At 67.9% G+C, this 18,989-nt stretch carries 18 protein-coding genes, 2 tRNA genes and 1 pseudogene; 13 read left to right on the top strand and 8 right to left on the bottom strand.

Going from position 1 to position 18,989, the window contains the following annotated elements; all coding sequences use genetic code 11:
- The first annotated feature begins 146 nt into the window (after window positions 1-146).
- The 10 genes and pseudogenes from ABD333_RS36380 (at window position 147) to ABD333_RS36340 (ending at window position 6,779) form a co-directional block, all read left to right on the top strand.
- Window positions 147-1,313 (top strand): L,D-transpeptidase, encoded by a 1,167-nt coding sequence (locus tag ABD333_RS36380; RefSeq protein WP_344547119.1) that lies wholly within the window; start codon window positions 147-149, stop codon window positions 1,311-1,313.
- A gap of 126 nt (window positions 1,314-1,439) precedes the next feature.
- Window positions 1,440-2,675 carry a L,D-transpeptidase gene (locus tag ABD333_RS36375; RefSeq protein WP_344547118.1) on the top strand — a complete coding sequence of 412 codons (1,236 nt, stop codon included), beginning with the start codon at window positions 1,440-1,442 and terminating at the stop codon, window positions 2,673-2,675.
- A 60-nt stretch (window positions 2,676-2,735) separates the two neighbouring features.
- Window positions 2,736-4,079 (top strand): glycosyltransferase family 4 protein, encoded by a 1,344-nt coding sequence (locus tag ABD333_RS36370; protein WP_344547117.1) that lies wholly within the window; start codon window positions 2,736-2,738, stop codon window positions 4,077-4,079.
- Between the two features lie 26 nt (window positions 4,080-4,105).
- Window positions 4,106-4,176: transfer RNA gene (locus ABD333_RS36365), tRNA-Glu, on the top strand.
- A 5-nt stretch (window positions 4,177-4,181) separates the two neighbouring features.
- Window positions 4,182-4,257: transfer RNA gene (locus ABD333_RS36360), tRNA-Glu, on the top strand.
- Between the two features lie 47 nt (window positions 4,258-4,304).
- Window positions 4,305-5,387 (top strand): adenylyl-sulfate kinase, encoded by a 1,083-nt coding sequence (locus ABD333_RS36355; protein ID WP_344547116.1) that lies wholly within the window; start codon window positions 4,305-4,307, stop codon window positions 5,385-5,387.
- A pseudogene (locus ABD333_RS47675) lies at window positions 5,306-5,482 on the top strand (hypothetical protein); the annotation flags it as partial. The gene ABD333_RS36355 and the pseudogene ABD333_RS47675, both read left to right, overlap by 82 nt.
- Window positions 5,483-5,506: 24 nt before the next feature.
- On the top strand, window positions 5,507-5,773 hold the full coding sequence (locus ABD333_RS36350; protein ID WP_344547115.1) for a type 1 glutamine amidotransferase family protein: 267 nt from the start codon (window positions 5,507-5,509) through the stop codon (window positions 5,771-5,773).
- Between the two features lie 5 nt (window positions 5,774-5,778).
- Window positions 5,779-6,453 (top strand): phosphocholine cytidylyltransferase family protein, encoded by a 675-nt coding sequence (locus ABD333_RS36345; protein WP_344547114.1) that lies wholly within the window; start codon window positions 5,779-5,781, stop codon window positions 6,451-6,453.
- 35 nt (window positions 6,454-6,488) lie between these two features.
- Window positions 6,489-6,779, top strand: a complete 291-nt coding sequence (locus ABD333_RS36340) for a hypothetical protein (protein ID WP_344547113.1) — start codon at window positions 6,489-6,491, stop codon at window positions 6,777-6,779.
- 102 nt (window positions 6,780-6,881) lie between these two features.
- Here ABD333_RS36340 and ABD333_RS36335 read toward each other — a convergent pair whose 3' ends face one another.
- A complete protein-coding gene (locus ABD333_RS36335; protein ID WP_344547112.1) occupies window positions 6,882-7,769 on the bottom strand; it encodes a hypothetical protein in 888 nt (295 codons plus the stop codon).
- A 301-nt stretch (window positions 7,770-8,070) separates the two neighbouring features.
- A complete protein-coding gene (locus ABD333_RS36330) occupies window positions 8,071-8,670 on the bottom strand; it encodes a hypothetical protein (RefSeq protein WP_344547111.1) in 600 nt (199 codons plus the stop codon).
- 189 nt (window positions 8,671-8,859) lie between these two features.
- Here ABD333_RS36330 and ABD333_RS36325 point away from each other — a divergent pair, with 189 nt between their 5' ends.
- Window positions 8,860-9,072, top strand: a complete 213-nt coding sequence (locus tag ABD333_RS36325; protein WP_344547110.1) for a hypothetical protein — start codon at window positions 8,860-8,862, stop codon at window positions 9,070-9,072.
- Between the two features lie 312 nt (window positions 9,073-9,384).
- Here the strand turns inward: ABD333_RS36325 and ABD333_RS36320 are convergent, their stop codons facing one another.
- The gene (locus ABD333_RS36320) at window positions 9,385-9,861 is read right to left on the bottom strand and encodes a RidA family protein (protein ID WP_344547109.1); all 477 of its coding nucleotides are present in this window, start codon (window positions 9,859-9,861) and stop codon (window positions 9,385-9,387) included.
- On the bottom strand, window positions 9,858-10,262 hold the full coding sequence (locus ABD333_RS36315; RefSeq protein ID WP_344547108.1) for a nuclear transport factor 2 family protein: 405 nt from the start codon (window positions 10,260-10,262) through the stop codon (window positions 9,858-9,860). The genes ABD333_RS36320 and ABD333_RS36315 overlap by 4 nt, the downstream gene beginning before the upstream one ends.
- Before the next feature lie 38 nt (window positions 10,263-10,300).
- On the opposite strand from ABD333_RS36315, the gene ABD333_RS36310 reads away from it, so the two are divergent.
- On the top strand, window positions 10,301-10,918 hold the full coding sequence (locus ABD333_RS36310; protein WP_344547107.1) for a TetR/AcrR family transcriptional regulator: 618 nt from the start codon (window positions 10,301-10,303) through the stop codon (window positions 10,916-10,918).
- Window positions 10,919-11,072: 154 nt separating this feature from the next.
- Here ABD333_RS36310 and ABD333_RS36305 read toward each other — a convergent pair whose 3' ends face one another.
- Window positions 11,073-11,474, bottom strand: coding sequence for a MerR family DNA-binding transcriptional regulator (locus ABD333_RS36305; protein WP_344547106.1), 402 nt, complete (start codon window positions 11,472-11,474; stop codon window positions 11,073-11,075).
- Between the two features lie 101 nt (window positions 11,475-11,575).
- On the opposite strand from ABD333_RS36305, the gene ABD333_RS36300 reads away from it, so the two are divergent.
- Window positions 11,576-12,469 (top strand): NmrA family NAD(P)-binding protein, encoded by an 894-nt coding sequence (locus ABD333_RS36300; protein ID WP_344547104.1) that lies wholly within the window; start codon window positions 11,576-11,578, stop codon window positions 12,467-12,469.
- 150 nt (window positions 12,470-12,619) lie between these two features.
- Here the strand turns inward: ABD333_RS36300 and ABD333_RS36295 are convergent, their stop codons facing one another.
- The 3 genes from ABD333_RS36295 to ABD333_RS36285 form a co-directional block, all read right to left on the bottom strand.
- Window positions 12,620-12,856, bottom strand: coding sequence for a recombinase family protein (locus tag ABD333_RS36295; RefSeq protein ID WP_344547150.1), 237 nt, complete (start codon window positions 12,854-12,856; stop codon window positions 12,620-12,622).
- Window positions 12,857-13,094: 238 nt separating this feature from the next.
- Window positions 13,095-13,535, bottom strand: coding sequence for a S1 domain-containing protein (locus ABD333_RS36290; protein ID WP_344547103.1), 441 nt, complete (start codon window positions 13,533-13,535; stop codon window positions 13,095-13,097).
- A 201-nt stretch (window positions 13,536-13,736) separates the two neighbouring features.
- Complete coding sequence (locus tag ABD333_RS36285; protein ID WP_344547102.1) at window positions 13,737-18,911, bottom strand: PA14 domain-containing protein; 5,175 nt, start codon at window positions 18,909-18,911, stop codon at window positions 13,737-13,739.
- Window positions 18,912-18,989: the final 78 nt, after the last annotated feature.

Raw genomic sequence — 18,989 nt, 5'->3', positions numbered from 1 at the left:
GACGGACATCTGATGGCATGACGTGATCGATAAGCTACAGAACGTGTGATTTCTCTGGAGATCGAACTTTTCGGGCGTTCCGGCAGTCTCTAAATCTCGGATACATTTCCCTATCTGTAGGGAAATCAGGGGATTTAGGAGAGATTGTGGCTGTACGGGGGCGTTTGGGGCTTGTGGTGGCCGGCGGGACGGGCGTGGCCGTGCTCGTGGCCGGCTGCAGCGGGAGCGGCGGCTCGGGAGAGCTGGCCTCGAACGAGACCGCGACGGTCACCATCACGCCGGGCAACGGCAGCGCGTCGGTGAAGCCCGACAGCCCCATCGAGGTGAAGGCCTCCAACACCACACTCGAGAACGTGACCGTGCGGGGCGAGGGCGTCTCCATCACCGGGAAGCTGTCCGCCGACCGCAGGACGTGGCGTTCGGACCGCACGCTCACGCCGGGCGCCTCGTACACCGTGACGGCCCAGTCCAGGCACGACGGCAAGCCCGCCACGGCGACCAGCACGTTCACCACGCTCAAGCCCGCCAGGACGCTCTCGGTGATCGACGTCACCCCCAACCTCAAGGGCGAGAAGGTCGGCGTCGGGATGCCGATCATGGTGCGGTTCAACCGGCCCGTGGCCGACAGGGCCGCCGTCGAGCGGGTCTTGCGGGTCACGCCGGAGAAGCCGGTCGAGGGTGCCTGGCGCTGGATCGCGTCCGACCAGGTGATCTACCGCACCCGGACGTACTGGGCGCCGCACCAGAAGGTGCGGTTCAGCGCCCGGCTCGCCGGGGTGCCCGCGGGCAAGGGCGTCTACGGCACCAAGGACATCGACCAGACCATCAGCATCGGCGCCGCCCAGATCACGACGGGGAACATCAGCAAGCACCGGATGACCGTGACCCGCGACGGCAAGAAGCTGCGCACCGTGCCGTTCAGCGCGGGCAACGGCCAGACCCGCGAGTACACCACCACCAGCGGTGTCCACCTGCTGATGGAGAAGGCCAGCCCGGTGAAGATGATCTCGCCGGGACGCAAGAAGGGCGACCTCGGCTACTACGAGACCGTGGTCAACTACGCCGTGCGCTTCTCCAGCAGCGGCGAGTACACGCACGCGGCGCCGTGGTCGGTCGGCTCGCAGGGATACGCCAACGTCAGCCACGGCTGCCTGAACCTCAGTACCGCCAACGCCAAGTGGTACTACGACATCATGCAGCGCGGTGACGTGCTCAAGCTCACCGGCAGTGACCGCGAGGTCGAGTGGAACAACGGCTGGAGCTTCTGGCAGGAGTCGTTCGCCGACTGGAAGAAGGGCAGCGCGCTCAGCTAGGCGGACCGCGCTGCGGATCTTGCAACGCTTTGATCTCGGACCCCGGTCAAAACCAGTGGTTGTGGCATCATCGACCGCTTTTATCGCTAATGTCTCCCTGATACCAGCGGGGTCGGGAGGTTGACGGTGCAGCGAGGTCTTGCCGGGGGAGCACGGGCGGGCACGGGGCTCGCGGGGGCCGTGCTGCTCCTCGCGACCGCCTGTTCGGGGGGCGGCGACAACGGTGGCAGCACCACGGTCGGCGGGAAGAACGAGCCGAGCGCGCCACAGGTGACGATCACTCCGGGTAACGGGGACGGCAAGGCCAAGCCCGAGGAGGGCGTCCAGGTCAAGGTCGCCAACGGCGCCCTCGAACAGGTCACCGTCACCCGCAAGGGCAGGCCGGTCGAGGGACGGCTGTCGGCCGACAAGACCAGCTGGAAGTCGCGCACGCTGCGCCCGAACTCCGACTACGAGGTCTCGGTCGTCGCGAGGAACCCCCAGGGCAAGTCGACCGCGGCGACGAGCAGGTTCAAGACGCTCAAGCCCGCCGCCGAGCTGGCGATCGCCGACATCACGCCGACCAGGGGCGAGAAGGTCGGCGTCGGCATGCCGATCATCGTGACGTTCAACCGCGGCGTCGGCGACCGCAAGGCCGTCGAGCAGACGTTCGGCGTCAAGTCCACCAAGCCCGCGGTCGGCGCCTGGCACTGGGTCAGCGACAGCCAGGTGATCTTCCGTACGAAGAACGGCCAGTACTGGAAGCCGAACCAGAAGGTCACGTTCACGGCGAAGCTGTCCGGGGTCAAGGCGGGAAAGAAGACCTACGGCGTCAGCGACGTCTCCCGCAGCTTCCGGATCGGCAACCAGCACATCACCACCGTCAGCACCAGGACCAAGAAGGCCACGTTCAGGGTCAACGGGAAGGTCGTCAAGAGCAGCGGCGTCAGCGCCGGCAAGGGCGGCCGCGTCCGCAACGGCGTCGACACCTACCTCACCACCAGCGGCGTCCACCTGACGATGAGCAAGCACCTGGTCGAGCGGATGACGTCGGCGTGGATGGGCGTCACGGACAAGAAGGACCCCGAGTACTACGACCTGAAGCTGCCGCACGCGGTCCGCATCTCCAACTCCGGCGAGTACCTGCACGCCAGCCCAGACCGCTACTGGGCCTTCGGCCGTACGAACGCGAGCCACGGCTGCGTGAACCTGCCGCCGCCCGTCGCCAAGTTCTTCTACAACCTGTCCTACCGCGGCGACCCGGTGATCATCACCGGCAGCAAGCGCGGGCTCGACCCGCTCAACGGCTGGAGCTTCTACGAGATGTCATGGAGCCGCTGGGTGAAGGGCAGCGCCCTGGACCGCACGGTCACCACGGGCTGACACCGTATTCGTCGATCCGATCTCGGGTAGGTACAGAACCGGCCTGAGAACGGGGAAGCGATGGCGGGCAGAAGCAGCGTGCGCCGGCGCGCGCACCGGACCTTGCGCCGAGCCCTGCTCCTGGCTCTGCTGCCGCTGTTCCGGCTGCGCCGGACACCGCCCCGAGGCCGGCGGCTGCGGATCAGGGTCCTGCTCCAGCACGCCTACGGAACGGGCGGGACGATCCGGACAGTGCTCAACCTGTGCGGTCACCTCGCCGAGGAGCACGACGTCGAGATCGTCAGCGTCGTCCGTTCCCACCGCGACCCGTTCTTCCGGATACCTCCCGGGGTGACGGTGACCTTCGCCGACGATCGCACGGAGGGCTCACCTGTCATCGCCCGCCTGCCGAGCCTGCTGACCCCGGGAGGCGAGGCGTCGCTCCGCGGCATGAACCTCTGGACCGACCTGCGACTCCTGCGAACGCTCTGGCGCGGTGCCCCCGACGTCCTCATCGGCACACGGCCGTCACTCAACCTCCTCATCGCCGCACTCGCGCCGCGCGGGACCATCACGATCGGGCAGGACCACATGAACCTGCCCTCCTACCGCCCGCACCTGCGCCGCGAGATCGTGCGTTCGTACGGACGGCTCACGGCGCTCGCGGTCCTCACCGAGAAGGCCCAGAACGACTACGAGGCCGCGCTGGCGGGGACGTCCGTCCGCATCACCAGAATCCCGAACGCGCTTCCCGAGCTCAGCCCCGGCGGCCCCTCACCGCGGGACGCCAAGGTGATCCTCGCCGCCGGAAGGCTCGTGCGGCAGAAGGGCTTCGACCTCCTGCTCCGCGCGTACGAGCCGCTGGCCGCGGAGCATCCCGACTGGACGCTGCGGATCTTCGGCGCCGGCCACCAGCGCGACCGTCTCCGGAAGGAGATCGCCGACCTGGGCCTCACGGGCACCGTGGAACTGCGCGCCCGCACCCCGGATCTCGCGCGCGAGATGCGGCGCTCCTCGATCTACGTGCTCTCGTCCCGCTTCGAGGGCATGCCCATGGTGATCATCGAGGCGATGTCACTGGGCCTGCCCGTCGTGGCGTTCGACTGCCCCACCGGCCCCGCCGAAATGATCACCCCCGACCACGACGGCCTCCTCGTACCACCAGACGACGTCACGGCCCTGTCAACGGCCCTCCGAACCCTGATGGAAGACGCAACCCTCCGAAACCGCCTGGGAGACGAGGCCCTCCGATCCGCCGCCGCCTACGACCCGGCCCGAGTCGCGGCACAGTGGCGCCGCCTCCTCACCGACCTCCGGGAAAACCCTTTGCACCCCCGCCCCCGAATCCGGCACCGTAGAGATCAGCCGCCGGACCGGAAAGGAGCGGCCACCATGACCGAACGCCGCTCCGAAGAACGCCAGTAGCCGAGGATCAAACTCCCTCATCCCATGGCGCGTTCGTCCAATGGCAGGACACCAGGCTCTCACCTTGGAGACACGAGTTCGATCCTCGTACGCGCTGCGCAAGGCCGGGTCGACTAATTGGCAGGTCCCCTCACTTTCACTGAGGCAGGTACGGGTTCGAACCCCGTCTCGGCTACCACCCCCACCACCCTCCTGACCTGGGCATACAACGATCCCGCAGAACTGGTGATCGCGTGGGTGCACCGGCGGGTGCACCTGGTCGACCGGCTGATGGCCGCCCACCGACTGCGCGCCGACGCCCGAGGCCTGCTCCGGTTCGTCCGAAGCTGCGTCGCCGCCCGCGAGCACGCCAAGCTGGAGTTCTCGCGCCTGCTCAGCGACGCCCTCGCGCTGGTCTGCTCGATCGGCGACCGACTGGGCTTCAGCCCCGACTCGATGTCCTTCACCACGATCGACACCCTGCGGACGCTGTCTGGTGAACCGAGCCAGGACCGGCGGCGCGTCGGCGCGGCCGTCGAGCGCGGGAAGGACCGGTACGCGGTGACCCTGGCGCTCAGCGCGCCCACACTGCTGCTCGACGAGAACGAACTGCACGGCTTTGTCCGCCTGCACGACGAACCGAACGACCTCACCCAGGACCGAGTCGTGGCCAGGGTGGCGGACGTGGACGCCGGAGACGACCCGCGCGGCGCCATCGCCCTGGTCAAGGCCGCCGACCCCGGTCGCCGGCCCGTCCTTTTGGACGGCGATCGGCTGCGTGAGGCTCTGGGCGCCACCGGGACGTTCGGCAAGGCGGACCGCCTGGAACTGGCCATGGTCTACGCCCGCCTCTGCCGGCTGTTGTCCGAACAAGGACACACCGTCGTGTGCGCCACCATTTCGCTGCACCACCAAGTGCACGCATGGAACCGGACCAGCATCACCCGGTACGTGGAGGTCCTGCTCGACGTGCCGCTTGAAGAGCTGAGAAGACGCGACCACAAGGGCGTCTACGACCAGGGGACCGACCAGCGACAGGTGGTGGGAGTGGGCCTGGCCGCGGAGTTCCCACTGGAACCAGACCTGATCGTCGACAACCACGGACCGACCTCGCCGCGGCGTGCGGCCGAGTGCATCTTCACACGATGCCTTCGGGTCATGCAGAGCCCCGCCAAGGAGGCAGATCATGACGATCGAGACCACGCGGCACTCCCGTCCGCTGGTTCCGGTTCCTCGCCGCCTGCGGCATCACGGCGGTTCCGCTGCCACTCGACCCCCCGCTCGCCGACACCACGATCGAACGCACCGGCTGCGCCGGGATCGTCCTGACCGGCGGAGACGACCTGGAACACCTCGGCGGAACGACGCCCGAACGCGACCGCCTCGAGCACCATCTCCTCGGCCGCGCCGCCGCCGAGAAGATCCCCCTTGTCGCCGTCTGCCGGGGGATGCAGCTCCTGCTGCACGCCCACGGAGCGCGGCTCGCACCTGTCGGCGGACATGTCGCCGCCGTCCACCGCGTGTCCGGCGTGCTCGGCGAGCGCGAGGTCAACAGCTTTCACCGCTTCGCGGCGCTCGACGTCCCACCGCGGTTGGAGACACTCGCTCGCTGCGGCCCGGTCGTGGAAGCCGTCCGGCTGATGTGGCATCCCGAACGCACCCAGCCCTACGACCCCCGCGACGTTGCGCTGTTCGCGGGCGCCTTCGGCAGATAGACGCCATGAGAGGCGTCATTCTGGCCGCCGGGCGCGGCAGCCGCATGGGCCCGCACACCGCCGACCGGCCCAAGTGCCTGATGGAGATCAACGGGGCGTCCCTTCTGGAACGTCAGCTCGCCGCCCTCCGCCACGCGGCCATCACCGAAGCGGCGGTCGTCACCGGATGGCGGGCCGAACGCTTCGTGGGAAAACCGGTGAGACTCCTTCACAACCCGCGCTGGGATTCGTCGACGATGGTGGACTCGGTGGCCAGGGAGCCCGACCCGATTGTCATCGGCTACGACCCCGACTGGCTGCCGCTGTGGTCGCGGCGTTTCGACGACCCGCTCACCGACGCCGAGACATTCCGGCTCAGAGGCGACGGCACGCTGGCACAGATCGGCGCGCGTCCCCGCTCCTTGGAAGAGATCGAGGGCCAGTACGTCGGGCTCCTGAAGTTCGAGCCAGACGGCTGGGAGACCCTTCGGACCGTTCTGGCCGGCCTTCCCGCACAAGGCCGCCGCAACACGACCGCGCTCCTGAACCGGCTGATCGACCGCGTGCCTTTCGGCCTGCGGGCGGTGCCCATCCCGGGCCCCTGGCACGAGTTCGATACGCCATCGGACCTTCAGGTCGGCCGGACCGCACTGGACGAGCTCGACAAAGAACTCTCTGCCGACAAAGACGAGCGCCGGTGATCCGAGCACGCCAGACCGGGAATGGACACCCAGTGGTGACCGAGCACGCTGCGACACGGCGGCGCGAGGCGCTGCGCGCCGCAGTGTTGAGCGGCGTGATGTTCCTCGTGGTCTTCGACAGCCTGTCGGTCGCCACGGCCCTGCCCTCCATCGGCCGCGGGCTCGACCTCGGTCCCGCCCGGCTGCAGTGGGTCGTCAACACCTACTCCCTGGCCATCGCGGGTCCGCTCCTGCTGCCCAGACGGGTCTGCAGTGCGTCGAGTGCGGCCTGTGGTGGCCGCTGCCGTTCAGCAGCCAGTAGGACTTGGTCGCACTGCACTGGATGACCGTCTGCGCCCCGGCCTCGCGAGGCTCACCACCACGTGGCGGAGATGGACGGCCGACGCGGCCGGCCGGACGTGCCAGTCCGGCCGGCCGCGTCGGAACGGTCACATCACAGTGATCAGGGAGTACATTCCCTTGGCGCCGAGCCGGACTCCGTCGGTCAGGTCGATCACCCAGGTGATCACCGCGTACCGGCCGGGTGTCAGAGGCATCTGGAGCACCACAGAGCGTCCGGGCGTCAGGGGCGGGGTGCCCAGCGGGGCTCCGGCGAACGGCGAGGGGCCCCACTGGCCGTTCTGCACACCCTCGAAGAACTTGTGCAGGTCGGCCTCGGTGGTCCCGGGACGCACCGGAACGAAGATGGCCTCGTTGACCTGGTCGAGGTGATTGGTCACCAGCAGCGGAGCGCCCGCCCGGATACGGGGCGGCAGGTGGAACCTTGGACCGGCCGCGGTAGGGGACATGCCCACCACCGCGCCGGGCTTGGGGGCGCGCCCGGCGTGCCGCTCATGCGTGACGGTCAACGTGCGCAGCGCCTCAGGGCCCGCCGGGGGCTGGGTCTCGAAATCGAGGTAATTGAGCAGATAGTAGGTTCCGGGCCGCAGGGTGGTGGTGAACGTCGTGGGCCGCCCCGGCTGGGATTGGGCCCCGCCGAGCAACTCGGCCTCGGCCATCAGAGCCCGCCCCGCCGGAACGGCGATCCGCGGGTCGTCGGAGAAGACCTTGCCCAGGTGGTCGGCGAAGCCAGCCGGGGTGGCGCCGGGACGCAGTCGGACCAGGCCCATCATGCTGCCCAAATCCCCGGTCGCGGTGGTGGTCACGCGGAACGAGGTTGGGCCGCTGGTGGAGGAGGCCGGCGCGGTGAAGCCGTCGTCGTCGGCCTTGATGTCGATGACGGGCGCGGCCGGCGGCGCGGCCATGGCGGGTGCCGAGAACGCGGGCACCGCCAGGAGGGCGGCCGCGACCAGTCCCAGAATCTTTCGTTGCCTCATCAGGACTCCTTGGGAGGGATTCAATGACCAAGACGCTAGGAGCCCGGCAAGGCCGCCCGACAGCACCCGCAGATGTATCTCGCCTGACCCCGCTGAATCCGCGGAGGTACACACCCGTACATCCGGCAGCCGTGAGCGGCGCACCCGGGCGCCCGGCGCCGACCCGGCCCATCGCACGTTGGAGACCTGGCAAAGGCAGAGGTCAGCCGCGCGGCACGCTTTTCCGCATAGAAGCCCGGCTTTGCGGCATGGCCTGCGTTGCCGTTCCCGCGGGCGATGAGGACCATCGGGAGCACGTCGTTCATGAGGCCGGGTCGAGCCCGGTGGTGAGCAGGGAGGCGCCGCCCTCGGCGCAGGCCGCCTCCAGGCGCCCGACGTCGCCCGGATCGGCCGACGGCGGGTGGACCGGCGGGATCAGCGCGGTGGAGACGACGTCGATGCCCGCTTCGAGGATCCGGCACAGGTCGTCGACCGCGCCCCGGGGCGTCCGCCGTCCTCCGCCGTCGCAGCCGAGCCGTGCCGGGCCACCCCGCGACGGCCCGCCGTGCCGAGGGCCGTTTAGCTGATGACGTCCGGGCGTGCCGCGATGAGCTCGCCGGGGATCGGCGGTGGCCCGGATTCCGGTGCGGCGGGCGATCCCGGCCAGCTCACCGGCGTCCCTGCCCACCTTGGCCGGATCGCTGACCACGACCCCCGGCAACTCCAGCCCTGGACGCTCGATGATGGCCCTGAGTGCCCGCCGGCCCACGTTGCCGGTGGCCCACTGGACGCGATAGGACACCTTGATCCAACCAAGCGTTCGTTCGGGGATGCGGGCATTGTAGTCCGGACGGCCCGCACTCAACCGGGGGTCCCAGTAGCGCTTCGTCTTCAGATGATGCTGGTGGGGCTTGAGGAACATCTCTGCGAGATCGTGCGCTAATCCTCTGCTACTCCTGGTGGGGCGGCTGGCATGTTGAGCGCGCGGTAGGGATCTGAAGTCTTCCTGCAGATAGCGGCCTGTTATCTGTTGCATCGCTGATCGCCACGTGCGGCAACGGTTGCCGGACCGAGCGTGAAGCGGCTCTGTTATCTGCCGCAAGGAGTCGGCGTGGCCGAGCTGGTGGTGGTGCCGACCGGTCGTCACACCCATGGCGAGCGCCGCCGGGAGAAGGTAACAGGACCGATCCGCCGGAGCGGTTGCCGGACGCATGGGGTGTGGCTCGCCAGCACGCTCCAGACCCAGCACATGATTCATGTGGTCGAAGTACCACCAGGTCCGGGTGGCCACCACCACGGGTTTGAGATCACGGAGAGGGGCTGAGCGCGCGCCACGTCGTCTGCGGCTCGATCAGCACCCTTCAGCAGTCACATCACCACGCGTCACGCAACGGTGGTACCACCCGGCCCCGATCGTGACCAGCAGCACCTGAACCGAGACTACGAACAGGCGTAATGCCGCGACGGCGCCTCGTCCATAGCGGGAAGGTGGTGCACGTACCGGACGGCGACGTCCTAGCAGAACGCGACGTACGCGGACCTGAGGATGACAAGGCCGAGCCGTAGCCGCGACCCAGGACACCGGAAGGTCCCCGTTCGTCACGAGGATCCCGCTGTCGACGCCACGCGCGGCGGGTTAGCCGGTGATTTCAACGACGGCGTCGACGACGACGGGGATGTTGAAGGGAAGGGCGGCCACGCCAGGGGCGGACCGGGCGTGGCGACCGGCTGGGCCCCACAGGTTCAAGATCAGGTCGCTGAAGCCGTTGGCTACCAGGGTGGTGTGCGCGAATCCGGGCACGGCGTTCACGCTGACGTCCGCTTTCAACCAGTTCGTCACCCGATCCAGGTCACCGAGTACCTGCTGGAGGGAGGCGAGCATGGAGAGGGCGGCCTGGCCTGCGGCGGCATAGCCCTGCTCTACCGAAAGTTCGGCTCCCACAGTGCCTTGAACGAGGGGGTGCGTCCCGTCATAGGGGCCGTGCCCCGAGAGGTAGGCGTACTGGCCGGAGATTCGTACGAGCTCAAAGTTGAACTCCAGACCCGGGGGTGGGGTCATCGGCTCGGGGAGCGCGAGGCCCGCATCGGTGAGCCGTTTGCCGATGCCGCTCATCGGTGACCTTGGAACGAGAAGACGGTGCTCAATGCCTGCGGGTCGTAGCCGTCCGGGTGGAACCACGCCTCGGCGATCTTGCCCTCGGCGATGCGGAAGACGGCCAGTTCGCCTCCGGCGACCTCCACGGTGCCGCGCGAGGCGTGCCAACGGGCGTCGGTCGCCACGTGTTCGGCCGTTTCAATGAAGCCGACCGGCCTGAGAGTGAAGGTGCCGGAGGTCACCTCGACCAGCCGCTGAAGCAGCCGCATCACCTCGCCGCGGCCTTGATGGTCGCCGGAGTAGTCCTCGCTGCCGGGCTCGTGCCAGGCGATGTCGTCGCTCAGAAACCCTTGGACGGTGTCCCAGTCGTGGCTGTTACGGGCGGCATAGAACGCGCGGATGAGATCCGAGTAACTCATGAGATAAGTCTTATCATAGGACATGTATTGTTGATCAGGTGAAGGGTCATCTCTCAGGGCGGGCGAACCAGAAGCTCCGCACCCGGACCGCGCTGCTCAAAGCGGCCGCCGAGCTGCTCGAACAGGGGCAGAGCCCGAGCGTTGGCGAGGTCGCCGACGCGGCGCTGGTCTCTCGCGCCACCGCCTACCGCTACTTTCCCTCGCAGGAGCATCTGCTGCTCCAGGCGGTGCTCGACCGTTCGATCGACGAGACCGACCGCGTCGTGCGCGAAGCCATCGACCGACACCAGGGGGCCGGCGAACGAGTGGACGCCCTGGTGCGCGCCGTACATGGTGAGATCGCCTCCAACGAACAGCGCTTTCGCGACTTTGCCAGGCTGTCGGCCCAATCGCGGGCCGGCGAGCAGGACACCGTCGGCGGCGTACGCGGAGACCGGCGCATCCGGTGGATCGAGCACGCGCTGCAACCGCTGCGCGGCCGTATGCCGGAGAGGGAGTTCGAGCGTCTGGTCCGTGGCCTGTCGCTGTGCATCGGTGCCGAATCGTTCATCGTGCTGTCAGATCTGTGCCGCCTGCGGCCGGCCGAAGTGGAGGAGACCGAACGATGGGCTGTCAGGGCACTCCTGGCGGCGGCCGAACGAGAAGCGCAGATGTAGCCCCGGCTTTGTAGACGGGCGTCTATACGCTGCAGCATCCGCCAGGCGTTCAAGGGCCTGCCTGCGCTACCGCGTCGCGAAGCCCTGACACGCGCAAGCCCGCAGTACGACTGGGCGATGCCATCCAGGCACCCGAGAGGTCGCGGCGCGACCGTCAAGTCCTATGCCCCGATGCAGAGGAACGCTGGCCTCCCGTGGTCACGCCGTCCCAGCACGCGGCGGCCATCACCTCGTCGAGCAGGCGCAGCGACGCCTGGCGCTCCTGGATCTCGGCGGCCAGCCGAGCCCGTACCGTCTCCAGTTCCCAGGTCAGCTCGCCGGACACCACGACCCCTCCAGCATCGCGGCACGCCGCGGGCAGCACCTCGGCGACCTTGACGCTGGACAGGCCCGCCGCGTACAGCAGCTGGATACAGCCGACCACGTCCACGGCGGCCTCGGCGTACTCGCGGTAGCCGTTGGCAGCACGCGCCGGGACCAGCAGGCCCTGCTCCTCGTAATAGCGCAGCGCCCGCACGCTCACACCGGTGCGTTGCGCCAGTTCACCGATCCGCATGGCCGGGATCCTAGTCGCTTGACCCTCACGCCGACGTGAGGCCTTACGTTTCCCGAGACCCGCAACGCAGGTCAGCCCATCCAGCGAAACGTGGAGGAGATATGACGCCGGCGACAGTTCTGATCATCGGGGCCACCGGGACGATCGGCTCCGCACTCGTCGACATGCTCGTCTCCGATCACCATGACGGACGCCTGCGCCTGGCCGCCGCCACCCGGCGGCCGGACGCTGCGGCCCGGTTGCGCGAGCGTGGGGTCGAGGTGCGCCGTCTCGATCTGGACGAGGCCGAGACCGCCGGGCTGCAGGCGGTGAGGCCCGCGTTCGCGGGCGTCGACCGGGTGTTCCTGCTCACCGGCTACGACGTGAGGATGCTGGCGCAATCCAAGGCGGCTGTGGACGCCGCCAAGGCCGAGGGCGTATCCCATCTGGTTCGTGTCGGAGTCTCCGCCACCGACGACACCACCATCGTCCACTTCGCCTGGCACCAGCTCATCGAGGCGTACATCGAACGCTCCGGGCTCGGCCACACGCATCTGCGACCCGCTTCCTTCATGCAGAACCTGCGCCTGGGTGTCGATGCTTCGGGCGTACTCACGCACTTCGTCGGCGAGGCGCGGCCGAACTGGGTGGACGCCGCCGACATCGCCGCGGTCGCGGCCACCGTGCTGCGCGATCCGCAGCCACATGATGGGCAAGCCTACGACCTGGCCGCCCAGACCGCGTCGCTGAGCGAGATCGCCGAGATGCTGGCCAAGGTGACCGGACGGCCATGGCGGTACGAGCCGGCCGAACCGATGGTGTTCTACGACGACATGGTCGCCGCAGGCGCCGACCCCGTCTACATGGCATGCGTCCGCAACGTCTTCGAACGCACGCGCAACGGCTCGCTGAACGAGCCGGACGGCATCTTCGGCACGATCGAGTCGGTGACAGGCCGCCCGGCGACGACCTTGCCGCAGTTCCTGGAAAGGAACCGCCACCTGTTCACGGGCTGATTCCGTCCGGAGTTCGGCGGCGATGTGGCCTACGGCCGTCAGGTGCCGCAACGGCACACCGCGGCCGTCACCGGCGCCGAGCAGGTAGTCCGCTTCTACTTCGGCGGCGCCCATCGGGCCCATCGACGTCCCGCCCGGCCTGGACCTGGATCACCCAGGCGTATGCGCATTGCTCACCGTCTGGCCGGGCGCGGCCGATCTGATGTCGCGGCACAGCGCGAGCGCGGCGGCCAGCTCGGGCCGCACCTTGACCCGGGTGGAGATCTTCTCGGAGAAGACCCGCGTGCACCCGGCCGCGCGCAACGCGACCAACTGGCTGTCCAGCTCCTGGCCCATGGTCGAACACCGCGCGTACCCGATCCGGATCGGTGGCGCGGCCGGGCCCACCTCGGCGGCCGCGACCGGCGGCAGCGCCCGGCTACGGGTAAGACGGCGCTGACGTGCACGGCCGCTGCGTAGCGCTGGCCGGACGCGGCCCCGCACCCGCCGCCAGCGGCACCTCCCACCACGTTCGTAGACCGCGACCTCGTGGGTGATCCCGCCGGACCTCACGATCAGCCCTCACTGACGATGAGCGGTGGGCATTCGGCTCCCTCAGTGAATATTTCCGTATCGAACCGCGCGTTCACGCCCTCTCGCCGCGGCGAGCTGCGTCGATGTCCAGAATAAGGGTGCTGACGCCAATCGGATACTGGATAGCATCCACGACGACAACTCTCAAAGAGTCATTGATCGCGAGGGTGTCGTCTCCGTCGACCCAGCCCTGGTTTTTAGTGTTGTGAAGGAATCCGATCTCTTCGTTTTCCAGGCGCACGCGACATCCTGAGGGAAGGATCTCGGTGACTACGGCATCGAATTCTTGTTCGACAAGACTGGCTATGCCGGTCTGGTGCCAGAAGACCTCCATTGCCTCGGGAATGCGCTCGATAACACCGACATAATGGTCGATGTCGGTAGCGATTGCAGGGTATCCGACCACCATTTGCAGGCCATCATCTTTTCTGCCATGGAGGCCTAGTTCCCATGATGGAGGAATGGAGCCGTCAGTGACGGTGAACTGCTCCATTGGGTACCACCATGGTAGCGAGGCATTGTCACAGATCAGCGCGAAGACACTTCCATCGAATACCGCTACGGCATGGCAGCGATATTCGCGTCCGACCGTGAGCTCAAACTGTGCAGGCTCAGCGTCGCTAGGACTTGTGGGCTGCCGTGGTAGTTCGCCACGGCAGCCGGACCATTTGAGAATCACAGCCCTCCCGGACCTCTACTTGAACTTGAAGTCATCAACGCGGCCCGTTTTCGTATTTCGAACGTAGTGAACCTCCACGCCGTTCACGTTCTGCCTCATTTTAACCCAGCCCTCTTTTGCCGGCCAGCGGCGGTCGGTCATCGTGATGTTCTTGATCTCAGTTCCCGCAGCGGGGTTCGACATTGCCTGTTCCATCGCAAGCTGTTCCTTGAGGTTCCTTGGTTCGTAGCGCCCGGTGTGGCCCCGTCCGAGTGAGGGGTCCTTGACGTTTGGCGTCCAGGAGGGCGGCGACGTTTTGGGTACCAGCAAGCGGAGAGGTAGCGGCAGGGGAGGGTAGCCGGGCTCACTTTCCTCCACACCTTTCTCGAACTTCGCTCTTTTCTCGGCCTCTGCCCTGGCCTTTTCTTTTTCGTAACCTTCGTACTCTCCGCTAGCGCATGCACCACAGTCAGGGTGTGTGCCGGTGAGGTCGAGGCTGTTGATGGGGTCGGCGTTGGCGTAGTCGTAGTTGTTGGCTGAGCCGCCGGTGATGGGGTCGGTTTGCAGGAACCGGCCCAGGACCGGGAGGTAGGTGCGGGCTCCCATCTCGAGGGCTTGGTGGCTGGCGAGGTGTTCGATGGGGACGGTGTGCTGGCCGAGCCAGCCGAAGTCCATGCCGCCTTCGGCGGTGGCGGGGATGGGAGTGTCGCCGATCGCGCCGGTGTCGGGGTCGATGTTCTGCCCGAACGGGTCGTACAGACGGATCTTGCCGGTCCTGGTCCCGGTGCCGTCGGCGGTGAACAGGATGTGGCCCTGGATGGTGGGGTGGGCCCAGTTGGCCGTCTTGGCGGTGTCGTAGGTTTTGGTGAGGACGACCCCGCCGGGCAGTTTCAGTACCCGTTGCCGCAGGCCCCCAGAGGCGTCGAGGACGAATTCGGGGCCGCCGGCGTTGGAGGTGAAGCCGTAGCGGGTGACTTGGTTGGGTTTGCCGTTTTCCTGGACGGTGCGTGCGGTGATGCGGTCGGTGACATCGCGGGTGTAACGGACCGTGGGCCCGGCCGCGGTGGTGGTGGTGATGTGCCGGCGGGCGGTGTCATAGCCCAGGGTGTCGGTGCCGACTTTGGTGGCGTTGCCGTAGGTGTCGTAGCTGAACGACAGGGTGGTGGCGCCGCTGGTGGAGATCAGCCGGTCGGCGCCGTCGTAGCAGTAGGTGGTCGTGACCGGTGGGGCTCCGTCCCGGCTGTCGGTGAAGCTGGTGCGGTTGGTGTTGGCCCCGGCCTTCTTGTTGGGTCCGCAGCCGCCGTCGGCGGCGTAGCCGTAGGTGAGTTTGTGGTGCGGGACGGTGGCCGCGACCAGCCGGCCGACGCCGTCGTAGGTGTAGGCGGACTCGTAGTTCCTGGCGGCGGCAGGGGCGGTACCGGTGTCGGTGGTGATGGTGTCGGTGATGCGCTGGTCACGGGAGCGGGTGACGGTGTCGGTGACCGTGGAGCCTTTGGTCTTCCATTTCATGCCGGTGACCGAGGCGGCATCGTTGTAGGTGATCGCAAGATCTGTACCGTTGCCGTAGCCGACGGTCTTGAGCATCCCGGCGTTGTAGGCGGGGGTGGCGACGGTGGTGCCGTCCAGGTCGAGGCGGGTCAGGCGGGATGCGTCAGTCCACTGGTAGGTCAGGGTGGAGGAGACGCCCTTGACCGTGCTGGTTTGGCTGGTCGTGCGGCCGGCGGTGTCGTATTGGGTGGTGGTGACCGTCCCGCCAGCGTCGGTGTAGGAGGTGACCTGGCCGAGCAGGTCGATCGCGGTTGTGGTCGAGCCGCTGCCGTCGCTGATCTTGGTGGTGAGCGGGTCACCGGCCACGGCATGGTCGTAGGTGATGGTCCGCGCGGGCTGGCCACCGATGGCCGGGAACGTCTGCTTGATGACCCGGCCGCGGGCGTCGTAACCGGTACATGACCACGGCTCGGTGTTGATCCGCGTGGCGACCACCCGGCCGGCCGCGTCATACACCTGCTCGACCCGGTTGGCCGACCCGTCGGCGTTCTTGGCCGCGGTGAGAGTCTTGGCCATGCCGCCCTGGTTCACCTCTGGCGAGTCCTCAATGCAGGGGTTGGCGCGGGTTTCGTTGCCGCCGTAGAACGTGGAGGTGCCGCGTTTGGCCGGGTCGGTGATGTCACCGCCGGGCAGGGCGTTGGCCAGTAGACGCAGGTATCCAGTGCCGGGCTTTTCGAAGGTGTAGCGGCGGGTCAGGTTGAGCCCGCCGGGGTCGCTGGTCGTGGAGACCGGCAGTCCGAACACCGGGTCGATCCCATTGGCTGGGTCGGAGTAGTCGGTGGCCGTCTTCGTCGATGGCGCGCGTTCGCTACTGCCGTCGAAGACCGTGCTGGTCTGGTATCCGTAGCGGGGTGCCAGGTACTTGCCGGGGACGGTCACTGCGGCGTCGTCGCCGGGGGGTGTCCAAGTGAAGTTGAGTGCGCCGGTGCTGCCGCTGCGGTTGTAGTAGTCGACGCGGATCCGGTGCCGGCCGCCGGCCTTCTTACTGATGTAGGTGCCAGCGACCTTGGCGGAGGCCTTGTCGCTCCAGCTGTCGACGGTCAGGACGTCGTCGATCCACAGCCGGACCCCGTCGACGGCGGTGAACCCGACCCCGTACTTGCCCTCCTGGGGGAACTGGATTTCGCCGGTGAACCGGGCCGACCAGCCGCCGCTGTTGGGCACCGGCGGCGTGGCACCCCACGTAGCGGCCATCGAGCCGTCGGTGGTGCCGACACCGGTCTGCCACACCGCGGGCACCCCCGACAGGTACGGGTTGTCATACACCGCGGCCTGCAACCCGGCGATGCCCTCGTCATATCGGCTACGGCCGTGCGGGATCTCGTCGGCGCACTGCGAGGTCGGGGTGGGGCCGTCGAAGCAGGACGTGGGCGCAGGCCCGTAGGTGTCGGTCAGCCGGTCGGCGTGGTCGTAGACATGGGTGGCGCGGTGACCCCGCGCGTCGATGGTCGCAGTCGGCCGGTCTTTGGCGTTCCACTCGGTCGCGGCGGTGACCCCATCGGCGTCGGTCGCCGTCAGCGCGCGACCGGCGTCGTCGTAGGTGACGGTGCGGGAATGGCCGTTCAGGCCGCTGACCGCGACGGCGGCGGCCTTGCCGGCGATGTCGTAGGAGTAGGAGTGTCCGCCGGGGAATCCGATGCCGGGTTTGCCGTCCGGCCATGGCAGTGACACCTGGACTGCGCGCAGCAGTGTTTGGCGGGCTTCGGGTTCGTACCCGGCCTGGTAGCGGATCGTGGTGCGTTCGGCTGTGACCCAGGTGTTCTGTCGCAGGATCCAGTCGTAGGCCAGTGGGTCGCGGACCATGGTGAGGGGTCCGACGCTCTCCTTGAGCGCCTCCTTGTCTTCTGGCTTGGTTTCAGGCTTGTCGTGCTGTTTCTTGTTGGCGGCCCGGTCCAGGTAGTCGTAGTCGGAGATGGACGCGCCGGGGTTCTCGATCCGGGCCAGGGTGCCGAACAGGTACCACAGCCGGGTTTCCGAACCGTCCCAGTAGCGGATGCGGCACAGCATGTTCGCCGGTGCCGGATCGGCGCCCTGCGGCTTGGCCGTCCCGCCGTAGCAGCCGTCGCTGCCATCGGTGTTGTAGTGCAGGGTGTGGGAGCGGCCCGACACCGGATCGGTGATCTGCGTCAACCGGGGGACCGCGCCGCTGTAGAAATAGCGCAAGGCGGCCGGCTTCTTACCGTCCAGCGTGGAGGCCACCTGCGCCAGTGTCCCGTCGGCGTTGAACACCGACACTGTGGTGCCTTCGGTGACGGTGATCCGGCCGCCGGCGTCGAAGGCCAGCACCCCGTCCTCGTCGGGCGGTGGTTTGTAGCCGCCGTTGGAGGCCTTGCCCCAGGTGTGTTTGCGGCCCGAGCGGTCGGTGAGCACGACCGACCCGTCCAGCATCTCGGCCTTGGTGTAGCCGCTGCCCGCCACCCCGAGGGTCCACCCGCTGGGCAGCGGGGGCGGGTCCTGGGCATACAGCCATTGGGTCGGTACGGGTTGCGGCATCCAGTTGTGGAAGCGGCGGCCCGCCCAGTCCGCGCCGGTGCTTTTGAACCACAGCACCATCTGCGGTTTCTGGTCCGAATGGTGGTATAGCTCGACCTTGATCGGCACCCGCTGGCCTGCGGCGAGCGTGGTGTCGCGGTCGGTCTTGGGACCGGCGGTCTGGAAGTCCATCCCGATGCCGCCGGGATTGGGGTTGTCGTAGACGACCCGGCCGTTCACCCAGATCTTCGCACCGTCGGCGTGCGTGCCCGCAAACTGGAAGTCGCCGCCGACGGGGGCCTTGAAGTGGCCTTCCCAGCGGATGACGAAGTTCTTTTTGTCCAGGGCGGGCGGGAACGGGTCGAACCAGGGATTGTCGGGCAGCGAGTCCCGGATGGTGTTGAGGTTGACGGACGGTTCGCGCCGCACCAGCACAGCGGCGTCATCAGGAGTCCCGTTGTGTCGTGAGTCGTTGAAGTAGGACGCGCGCACGCCGTGCGCCTCACCGCTCTGCCGGGAGTTGAAGCTGAACGTCACCCCGGCGCTGCCGCCGACCGTCTGGAACGCCGGACCGGCGTTCTTGTATTGGGCGTTGCCGTTGAACAAGTTGACGGTCACCGGTCCGGAGGTGTCGGCCGGCGCCGGTCCTGGGTCTCCGACCCGCTGATTGACGGTGAAATGCCCGACCCACGAGGGCGACGTGACCGACTGGTCGCTCCCCAGCGTTGTAGCGGCCGCCCAGGTGTACTGTCCGCCGTCGCTCAGCACATGCCGCGGCACCGTCCACTCCGGCTTCGACAAACACCCCGAATCGGCGACACTGCCCGACCGCCCGTCGAACCCGGTCGACACCTTGAAGCAATACAGCACCCCCGCACCGACGTCCCGGACCTTCAACGTCGGTGTCTCGGTCGACACCACAGCCTGGTCGACCGGGCTCACCAGACCGGTCTCGGGCGCCGCGTCCCCCGCCCGCAGTTGCTTGCTGGTCGCGGGCTTGCGCGCCAGCGGCGTGAAGTCGGCCTTCGGCTGTTTGGGCACCGACCGCTTCGAGCCACCGACCGTCTTCGCGGTCGAGGCCATCAGCGGCAGATCCCGTCGCGGAATCTTCGGCCCCGGCTCCGCCGCCTGCGCGGGCGAGGGAGGCAACGTCACCGTCTGCACCAGCGATGCCACCAGCACCGCCGTCATCGCCAACGCGGTCGAGTGCCTCCGCGCCCCTACCCGCACGTTCGTCCCCTCCGGCTCGAACGACGCCCACCGTCGCCC

This window comes from Actinomadura fulvescens, from assembly GCF_039533225.1.
Lineage (GTDB): Bacteria > Actinomycetota > Actinomycetes > Streptosporangiales > Streptosporangiaceae > Spirillospora > Spirillospora fulvescens.
The sequence above is the reverse complement of the archived record's forward strand: the minus strand, read 5'-3'. Positions and strand labels throughout refer to the sequence as shown.